This window comes from Shewanella sp. A22 (assembly GCF_053850585.1).
Window position 1 is genome coordinate 23,994 of the sequence record NZ_JBSQBN010000043.1, and the last position, 9,275, is coordinate 33,268.

The 9,275-nt window shown below is 41.7% G+C and carries 11 protein-coding genes; 9 read left to right on the plus strand and 2 right to left on the minus strand.

Going from position 1 to position 9,275, the window contains the following annotated elements:
- Positions 1-53 precede the first annotated feature (53 nt).
- Genes dprA through hemF form a run of 5 tightly spaced genes read left to right on the plus strand, consistent with a single transcriptional unit; the run spans position 54 to position 3,705 of the window.
- Entirely contained in the window at positions 54-1,070 is a 1,017-nt protein-coding gene (gene dprA, locus ACWXWT_RS09920) for a DNA-processing protein DprA (protein WP_456041425.1), read from the plus strand.
- A gap of 2 nt (positions 1,071-1,072) precedes the next feature.
- Positions 1,073-1,546, plus strand: a complete 474-nt coding sequence (locus ACWXWT_RS09925) for a DUF494 family protein (protein WP_456041426.1) — start codon at positions 1,073-1,075, stop codon at positions 1,544-1,546.
- Positions 1,547-1,605: 59 nt separating this feature from the next.
- Positions 1,606-2,169 (plus strand): topoisomerase DNA-binding C4 zinc finger domain-containing protein, encoded by a 564-nt coding sequence (locus tag ACWXWT_RS09930; RefSeq protein WP_456041427.1) that lies wholly within the window; start codon positions 1,606-1,608, stop codon positions 2,167-2,169.
- A 32-nt stretch (positions 2,170-2,201) separates the two neighbouring features.
- The gene (locus ACWXWT_RS09935) at positions 2,202-2,768 is read left to right on the plus strand and encodes an L-threonylcarbamoyladenylate synthase (protein WP_456041428.1); all 567 of its coding nucleotides are present in this window, start codon (positions 2,202-2,204) and stop codon (positions 2,766-2,768) included.
- A 4-nt stretch (positions 2,769-2,772) separates the two neighbouring features.
- Positions 2,773-3,705, plus strand: coding sequence for an oxygen-dependent coproporphyrinogen oxidase (gene hemF, locus ACWXWT_RS09940; RefSeq protein WP_456041429.1), 933 nt, complete (start codon positions 2,773-2,775; stop codon positions 3,703-3,705).
- On the opposite strand, the gene ACWXWT_RS09945 is transcribed toward hemF, so the two are convergent.
- Entirely contained in the window at positions 3,702-4,136 is a 435-nt protein-coding gene (locus tag ACWXWT_RS09945; protein WP_456041430.1) for a group II truncated hemoglobin, read from the minus strand. The genes hemF and ACWXWT_RS09945 overlap by 4 nt on opposite strands.
- Positions 4,137-4,295: 159 nt before the next feature.
- Between ACWXWT_RS09945 and ACWXWT_RS09950 the strand changes: the two genes are divergently transcribed.
- From ACWXWT_RS09950 to ACWXWT_RS09965, 4 genes are read left to right on the plus strand one after another with little or no spacing between them, the layout of a single operon-like run.
- Positions 4,296-5,678: an amidohydrolase gene (locus tag ACWXWT_RS09950; RefSeq protein ID WP_456041431.1), complete on the plus strand. Its 1,383-nt coding sequence runs from the start codon at positions 4,296-4,298 to the stop codon at positions 5,676-5,678.
- Between the two features lie 11 nt (positions 5,679-5,689).
- On the plus strand, positions 5,690-6,946 hold the full coding sequence (locus ACWXWT_RS09955) for an amidohydrolase family protein (protein WP_456041432.1): 1,257 nt from the start codon (positions 5,690-5,692) through the stop codon (positions 6,944-6,946).
- A gap of 55 nt (positions 6,947-7,001) precedes the next feature.
- Positions 7,002-7,838 (plus strand): shikimate dehydrogenase, encoded by an 837-nt coding sequence (aroE, locus tag ACWXWT_RS09960; protein WP_456041433.1) that lies wholly within the window; start codon positions 7,002-7,004, stop codon positions 7,836-7,838.
- Positions 7,835-8,092: a DUF1488 domain-containing protein gene (locus ACWXWT_RS09965; protein ID WP_456041434.1), complete on the plus strand. Its 258-nt coding sequence runs from the start codon at positions 7,835-7,837 to the stop codon at positions 8,090-8,092. The genes aroE and ACWXWT_RS09965 overlap by 4 nt, the downstream gene beginning before the upstream one ends.
- A gap of 29 nt (positions 8,093-8,121) precedes the next feature.
- Here ACWXWT_RS09965 and ACWXWT_RS09970 read toward each other — a convergent pair whose 3' ends face one another.
- A complete protein-coding gene (locus ACWXWT_RS09970) occupies positions 8,122-9,090 on the minus strand; it encodes a sensor domain-containing diguanylate cyclase (RefSeq protein WP_456041435.1) in 969 nt (322 codons plus the stop codon).
- Positions 9,091-9,275 lie beyond the last annotated feature (185 nt).

Below are 9,275 nucleotides of genomic sequence, written 5' to 3' on the forward strand. Positions count from 1 at the left end.
TTTGTGCAGTATCCGGGCTAGGACCCGCTCGGATTCAACAATTATTAACTCAAATGGACATTGAAGAAATACGTCAACGTCTAGAGTTTGAACCGCAGGCATTGCCTTTATCGGCGAGCCTGTTGGCTAAATGTCATATCGACTATCATAAAGTTGATCAAGCTCTGGCATGGCTTGATTCACAACCCCATCATTATATTTTGACTCAGTCAGACCCTCTTTATCCTCCATTATTAGTGCAAATTACCGACCCTCCGCTGGTGTTATTTGTAAAAGGCTCTATAGCCTCTCTTATGTTGCCGAGCATCGCTATTGTGGGGAGTCGTAACGCTTCTCGAGGTGGTTTAGATATGGCTGCCGATCTTGCATATCATTTATCGAGTCAAGGCTTTGCTATTACCAGTGGAATGGCGACTGGTATTGATGGAGCGGCTCATAAAGCAACATTAGCGGCCTGTGGAACCACTATGGCAGTGTTGGGAACCGGGGTTGAATGTATTTATCCAAAGCGTCATCAAAATCTATATCATGATATTATTAACACCGGTTGTGTTATTAGTGAGTATTGGCCAACCATAGGGCCTTTTGCGGGCAACTTTCCTCGGCGAAATCGTATTGTAAGTGGTTTAAGTTTAGGTGCGGTGGTGGTTGAGGCTGGTCGTAAAAGTGGCTCGTTAATTAGTGCTCGCTTAGCAATGGAGCAAAATCGTGAAGTATTTGCGGTGCCTGGTTCTGTGTTAGGCGGTTATAGCCAAGGTTGTCATGATTTAATTAAAAATGGTGCAAAACTTGTTGAGTCTGCTGCCGATATAATAGAAGAGTTAGGTAGTTTATCTAATTATCACCTTGAACAATTGCATCAACGGCACCATATACAGGATAATGATATTTGTAATTTGCCATTTCCTCCGCTCTTAGCTAGTGTAGGATATGAAACTACTGCTGTAGATGCGGTGGTTGAGGATAGTGGGAAGCCGATTGATCTGGTGTTAATACAAATGCTTGAACTTGAATTACAAGGGTGGGTTGCAGCTGTGCCCGGTGGTTACGTCAGACTAAAGAGGAGTTAGCCATGTTTGATATCCTCATGTATTTATTTGAAAACTATGTTCATAGTGAGGTTGAACTATTAGTTGACGAAGATGAGCTCACTAAAGAGTTAACTCGAGCTGGGTTTCATCAAGTAGATATTATAAAAGCACTTTCTTGGTTAGAGCATCTTGCCGACCTACAAGAAAGCGATAAACCATATTTGTGCAATCATGCGCAACATTCATTCCGTATTTATACTAAAGCGGAAATGGCCAAGTTAGATGTTGAATGTCGTGGTTTTCTATTGTTTTTAGAGCAGATTCAAGTTCTTAGCGTTGAGACTCGTGAGATGGTTATTGACCGTGTCATGGAGTTAGATGAGCCAACGTTAGTTTTGGAAGATCTAAAATGGGTAGTATTAATGGTACTATTTAACGTGCCTGGAAATGAGTCAGCTTATGAGCAAATGGAAGATTTAATCTTCGAGCAGCCAGAAGGGCGCTTACACTCATAACAGAAAGGAGGCTTTGCCTCCTTTTTTAGACCTATAAAATATTATTCACAGAGAGCACCATGTCGAAAATTGATCCGCAGTTGTTTACTGTTCACGAGCATGCATTGGAGAAAGCGTTTGAGCTTTGTCCTGTGTGTGGCTCAGAGCTGTCGGTTAAACACAGTAAGCATGGCTGTTTTGTGGGATGTAATAATTACCCTACTTGCGACTATACTCGACCGTTAATACAACATGAGTCGATAGACAGCCAAGTTATTAGCGGTTCTGAATGCCCTAAATGTGGTAATGAATTGGCTGTTAAATCAGGCCGGTTTGGTATTTTTATCGGTTGTACTCATTACCCTGAATGTACCCATATTGAAAAGCATGACCATGTTACTCAAACTGAGCAAATTACTTGTCCAGTGTGTACCAAAGGCCATATGGAGTCTCGAACAAGTCGGTATGGTAAGACTTTTTTTGCTTGTAGCGCCTATCCAAAATGCAAATTTATCGTAAACTATCCTCCTTATAATGAAACCTGCCCAGATTGCGACTTTGGAATGTTAGTTGAGCGCAAAGGTGCAGCCGGTAGCCGAGTTGAGTGTCCGCAAAAATCCTGCAAATATAAGCGTGCTTTATAGTTTTTACCATGTATGTGATGAAAGGAAATACAATGTTGCAACTGCAGCCATCAGCTGTCTCCACAACCATAGAACAAGGTGGGCTGATAGCTTACCCAACAGAAGCGGTGTTTGGTTTAGGGTGTGATCCTGATAATGACGATGCTATTGAAAAACTGTTGGCGGTGAAACAACGTCCTTGGCAAAAAGGATTAATTTTGGTGGCCAGTTCATTTGAGCAATTATTACCTTATCTTGATATTACTCAATTAACGGCGCAACAGTTGCAGTTTGCTCAATCAAAATGGCCCGGACCATTTACATTTGTTATGCCAATTCAGTCGCACGTATCAAAACTATTATGCGGCGAGTTTGATTCAATTGCCGTTCGCGTATCTGCTCACCCAGTTGTGCGTGAATTATGCAATACCCTCAATAAACCCTTAGTATCGACAAGTGCCAATTTAGCTGGTGAGTTACCCGTAGTCGATGCGCAACATATCATCACTGGTTTTAGCGATAAAATTGATGCGTTGATTTTAGGTCAGCTTGGCGAACAACGTCAGCCATCAACTATTATCGATGCTCGCAGTGGTCAAATTCTTCGTAATGGAAGCTAATATTATGTCAAACACCCCTTCACATGTGCCGGACGCCCAACAAGTAAAATCTTTCTTGTTGGGATTACAGCAAAATATTTGTCAGCGTTTAGCATTGCTCGACGGTAAAGCGACGTTTAAAGCAGATTCGTGGGAACGAGAAGAGGGTGGTGGCGGTACGAGTCGAGTGTTAACTCAAGGCCAAGTATTTGAACAAGCAGGTGTTAACTTCTCACATGTTATGGGGGCTGCTATGCCTGCATCTGCTACTGCACATCGTCCAGAATTAGCTGGTCGCAGTTTTGAAGCCATGGGAGTGTCGTTAGTTATCCATCCTAATAATCCGTTTATTCCGACAACTCATGCTAATGTGCGCTTTTTTATTGCCCGTAAAGAAGGTGCAGATCCGGTATGGTGGTTTGGTGGCGGATTTGATTTAACGCCTTATTATCCTTTCAAAGAAGATGTGGTTAGCTGGCACCAAACGGCTAAAGATATTTGCGATCCATTTGGTGAAGACGTTTATCCCAAATATAAAAAATGGTGTGATGAATACTTTTATTTACCACATCGTAATGAAACTCGTGGTGTCGGTGGATTGTTTTTTGATGATCTTAACGAGCCAGGGTTTGAACGAAGCTTTGAATTTATGCAAGCAGTAGGTAACGGCTTTATTGAAGCTTATGCACCGATAGTCGAACGCAACAAAGCGTTAGAATATGGCGATGATGAACGCCAGTTCCAACTTTATCGTCGTGGCCGCTATGTTGAGTTTAATCTAGTTTATGACCGTGGCACCTTGTTTGGTTTACAAACGGGTGGCCGCACTGAATCTATCTTAATGTCGATGCCGCCATTGGTCCGTTGGGAATATGCATTCACCCCAGAAGAAGGGACGGCAGAAGCAGAGCTGTATGACATCTACTTAAAGCCACAAGATTGGTTAGCTGTGGTCTAACGATTACGCATATTGTCTGCTAGTGTAGAAATAGCCTGAATAATCACTTGCTGATGTTCAGGCTTTTTTATATTTTTTTGAATGGCGGTACGCATACAGAGCAACCATTGATCTCGCATTGACTCATCAATTGCAACAGACATGTGTCTAGCGCGTAAAGCAGGATGACCATATTTTTGTTGATACAGTTGTGGACCGCCTAGCCAACCACTTAAAAACTCATACAGTTTTTGTTCAGACTTTTGTATTGGCGAGCTGTGTATCGCTAGTAATGTTTGGGTTTCGGTGCGCATTTGCATTTGTTGATAAAAGTCATGGGCAATCGCGCGGATCACCTTATCGCCACCAATAAGCTCGTAGGCATTTGACTGTTTTGTGTCTCTGTCATCAATGTTTTGCGGCTTAGTGAATAGTTTACGTAACCAGTTCATATTATCAGTGTTTAAGAATGTCTGCGTTATTATATCGAAATCGATGTCATGACAGGATTATTTTATTGTTAACGTTTTGATACCAATTTTTTAACGATTAGGCTGTATTTCAATAGTTAACTTGGTTAGATTGGTCGCAAAATAAGACAGGAGATCCCAATGGCAAAGTTAATGCCTTCTTTGATTGCTGTGGCCCTATCAACAGCAATTGCAGGTTGTAGCCCAACAGAACAGCAAGACCCAAAAGTGACCATTAATACCAATCCGTATCCAAGCACTTATCAAATATTGCCTAATTCAACCACATTACTGAAGAACGCCATTGTATTAACCGGTACTGGTGAACGTATTGATAATGCCGATGTATTGATAAAAGACGGCAAAATTAGTGCTGTGGGTCAACAGCTTTCCGCTGAAGGTGCAGTCGTTGTCGACGCTAAAGGCAAATGGATTACCCCAGGTATCATTGATGTGCATTCACACTTAGGGGTTTATCCAAGCCCGAATGCCGAGTCACACAATGACGGCAATGAAATGACCAACCCAGTAACTGCTGAGGTATGGGCTGAGCATAGTGTATGGCCGCAAGATCCTGGGTTTAATCGTGCCCGAGAAGGTGGTATCACCACGCTACAGATTTTACCTGGCTCAGCTAACCTAATTGGTGGTCGTGGAGTCACGCTCAAGAATGTTCCCGCGACGACCATGCAAGCGATGAAATTTCCTGCCGCGCCATATGGATTAAAAATGGCTTGTGGTGAAAACCCTAAATCTTTATATGGTAGCCGTAACGAATTACCTATGACACGTATGGGTAATATGGCGGGCTACCGCACAGCGTTTATTCAAGCCATAGAATACAAACGTGCTTGGGATAAATATAATGCAGACTACGCTGCAGGTAAGAACCCCGTTGCACCTGAGCGCGACTTGATGAAAGACACATTAAAAGGCGTTCTTGAAGGTGACATCCTTATTCATAATCATTGTTATAAAGCTGAAGAGATGGCAATGATGATCGACTTAGGCAAGGAGTTCGGTTATCACGCTGGTACATTCCATCATGCTGTAGAAGCTTATAAAATTGCCGATCTACTGGCAAAAAATGGTAACTGCGCAGCAATGTGGCCAGATTGGTGGGGCTTTAAGTTGGAAGCTTATGACATGGTGCTTGAAAATGTTGCCATGGTCGATGCCGTTAAAAATTCTTGTGCTGTCGTGCATTCTGACTCAGGTGTAACTATTCAGCGCCTTAATCAAGAAACCGCGAAAATCATGAATAACGCGAATGCTAACGGTTTTGACTTAAAGGTTGAACACGTGATTGGCTGGATTACGGCTAACGCCGCCAAATCATTGGGTATTAGCGATAAGACCGGTTCACTCGAAAAGGGTAAAAATGCGGATGTAGTTTTATGGAGTGCTAACCCGTTTAGCGTATACGCCCAAGCTGAGCAAGTATTTATTGATGGTGCAAAAGTGTATGACCGTCAAGACCCAGCTTATCAGGCACAAAGTGACTTTATGTTAGGTCAACAATAAGGAGCAAGACAATGACATTATTTAAAAAATCAGCACTTGCTTTAAGTTTATCGGTTGGCCTAGCATTGAGTTGTGTGGTTCAAGCTGCAAGCATAGCAATTATCCATGCCACAGTGCATACCGCCACAGAACAAGGCGTACTAACAGATGCTACAGTTGTGATTGAAGACGGCACTATTGTGGCCATTAATCCGGCATCACCGACAGCCGATACCGTGATAGATGCTAAAGGGGCAATATTAACTCCAGGCTTTATCGCGAGTATGAATGATTTAGGGTTAGTAGAAATTGGCGCTGTATCTTCTTCACGAGATGCTTACGAAAAAGAAGCCGATGTCATTTTTGATCCTAGTTTAGCTTACAACCCTAAGGCATCTACAGTGCCATTTGCTCGCAAAGGCGGGATTACTCGCAATGTGGTGTCATCTAGTGGTGGCGAAGGCATTTTTGCCGGACAAACATTTACTGTAGATTTAAGTGGTGATTGGGACAGTATACTGACTGTTAACACCGGATTAGTTGTTGCATTAGGTGCGAAAGAAGAAGGCTCGCGTGCTGCAGGAATGCAGCAATTAATCCATAAACTTGAAGATGCTAAAAAAGCGCAGTCTGAAAAGAGTAAAGCGAAAAAAGCAGCTGACGATGATAGTGAAATATCAAGTCGTGAAGATGATATTATTCACACGGTACTCGCGGGTGAAGAGCCATTAATTGTCGACGTCGACCGTGCCAGTGATATTTTGCATTTAGTTAAAATCAAACAAGATTTAGGTATAGAGCTTATTTTGGTCAATGCCGCCGATGCTATTTTAGTGGCAGATAAGCTCGTGCAAGCTAACATCCCTGTGGTTATTGATAGCATGCGTAACCTGCCAGAAAGTTTTGATTCGTTGCATAATTCACTCGAAAATGCAGGTAAACTAGCAAAAGCAGGTGTTAAAGTAGCCATTGCTTTACCGGGTGATAGCCATGGTATTTACGCTCTACGTTTTAGTGCCGGAAATGCGGTTGCTAACGGGATGAACTATGAAGATGCTCTGGCTTCTGTGACAGCGAATGTGGCTGATATTTTCCATTTAGACTCCGGGCGAATTGCGGTCGGTAAGCCTGCAGACATAGTGTTATGGAGCGGTGACCCTTTCGAGTTCAGCAGTAAAGTACAAAAGATGTGGATTGCTGGAGAGGAGCAAAGCACTGACAGTCGTCAAGACAAGCTCCGTGACCGCTATTTACAAAAAACAGCAATGCCTGAAGCATATAGTCGATAACATTTCACTATTTACGTGGGATGTTTCCTAAATCGTTAATGAAGAGACAAAGCGAATGACAGATAAGTATGCTGTATTTGGGAATCCAATAGCGCAAAGTAAGTCACCATTTATACATACTGAGTTTGCCAAGCAAACTCAACAAGACTTAAGCTATGAAGCTATTCTCGCGCCTGTCGATCAATTTGGCTCTTCGTTAACGACATTCTTTGCTGAGGGTGGTAAAGGTGCCAATGTTACAGCGCCGTTTAAAGAACAAGCATATGCTATGTGTGACGAACTGAGTGAAATGGCTCAACTAGCGGGTGCTGTGAATACCTTATTCAATCTACCCGATGGTAAAATTGGCGGTGACAATACCGATGGTGTTGGCTTGGTGAATGACCTAGAAATGCTGTTTGGTTCATTAAACGGTAAGCGAGTGTTATTGGTGGGTGCTGGTGGCGCGGCAAGAGGCTGTATTTTACCTATATTACAGCACAATGTGGCTCAGTTGATTATCTGTAATCGGACTCACGAAAAAGCAGAGCAACTTCAAACCTTATTCAATGAGTACGGTAACTTTTTTGCTAAACCCATTGAAGAGCTAATATCGCCATTTGATTTAGTTATTAACTCAACTTCAGCTGGTCTATCTGGAGAATTAATTGCCTTGCCTAGCGTTATCGTCGATGAAACAACAGATTGTTACGACATGACTTATAGCCAACAAACCACAGTTTTTAATCAATGGGCTCAAGCGCAAAATGCGCGTAAAACTGCTGATGGTTTAGGGATGTTGGTTGGTCAAGCGGCTAAAAGTTTTAGTTTATGGCGTGGGGTTACACCTGATACGGGTTCGGTTATGCGAAAGCTGCGTGAATCTTTAGCTCATAAGGTTGCAGATAAATGAATCAAAGCGTGATATTTACCGACCAGTTTTACATCGAGACAAATCAAGTTAAGTTTATAGCTCAGCAGCAAGGTATCAATATAAACTGTTATGCTAGTTTTTCAATTATCAGTGAGTTTTGCAATAAACAAGTGGTGAATGAAAGTAACGTAGAAAGTTTATTCGAACAATGTCGCTTTGATATAGAAGATAAAGCCGAAGAGCTTATCGAGCACGAAGACTTTAATGATTCTGGTGATATTACATTGGCCTGATATAACGACATTTTACACATTGTTTAAAACTACTTTTTAAGCCGTTTTTGATGATACATATTATTATCAGCTTGTTTAAACGCGCTTGACCAATCCTGTTGATATTGTGCAATGCCATAGCTAAACCTAATTGGTGGGGTTAACTGAGCTAGGTCGCTTTGAATTTGCGCTATTTGCTGGTGCAAGCCATCTTCTGTTCCACTACATAATGCGACAAACTCGTCACCACCATAGCGTGAAACCAAAAAATGAGGGTGCCAAAGTGACTTTAGTGATTGTGCAAAGGTCTTTAATGCATCATCACCAGCTTGATGTCCATGCAAATCATTTAACGGCTTTAAATTATCCATATCTAAAATAATGATATAGCTGGCTAACGTTGGTTTGTGCTGCCATTGCAGAGCAATTTCATCAAACTTTTTACGATTATATAGATCAGTTAAGCCATCATAGTTTGCCATGATTTCAATTTTTTTCGACTTTTGATACAACGAAATCGCGTTAGCTGCTTCTGAAGTTAGAATATTAAGCAAATTAATATCATAATCACCAAAAGCTTCCATTTTACTACTGTCTAAGTTCATCATTCCATAAAGTTCGCCATCAATGCGGATTGGGCTCGATAGCGTTGAGCAAATGGGTTTTATTGAAGCATGCAATAATGCATGTTGATCTTCGTCAGTGAGGGTACTCTTGGCATTAATGTTTTTCATGTTGTTAATCAAAACCGCTTTATCGCATCGACCTTGGGTCAATCTAAACTGGAATGTTTCATCTAAGATGAATTTTATTTTTTGTAAGGCATCTATATTTAATCCGACAACCGATTCAAAATGCAGTTTATGGGTATGTTTATCAACTAGCATAATACTGCCCATTTCTGCATCATCTATAGCGTTGACAGCCTTGTGTAATAGCGCGTTTAAAAAAGCATTTTCAGAGTCGTATTGGCTAGATAGATTAACCAACTCATAAGTCGTGTCGTTAATGCGGACCACTTGTTCTAAGTGCTGCCAGAGTCTTAAGTTATTTTGTGAGTGAATATAGTAAGTGATGCAGGGCTACCGCATGAGTGTTTGATTTTTAACCGAACTACTCAATCCAGCCTTTAATACTGCTTCAAGCATCGATGGATTCATCATGCATCGCTTTTGTTTTCCAACAATGCTTATCTTGGTCGACT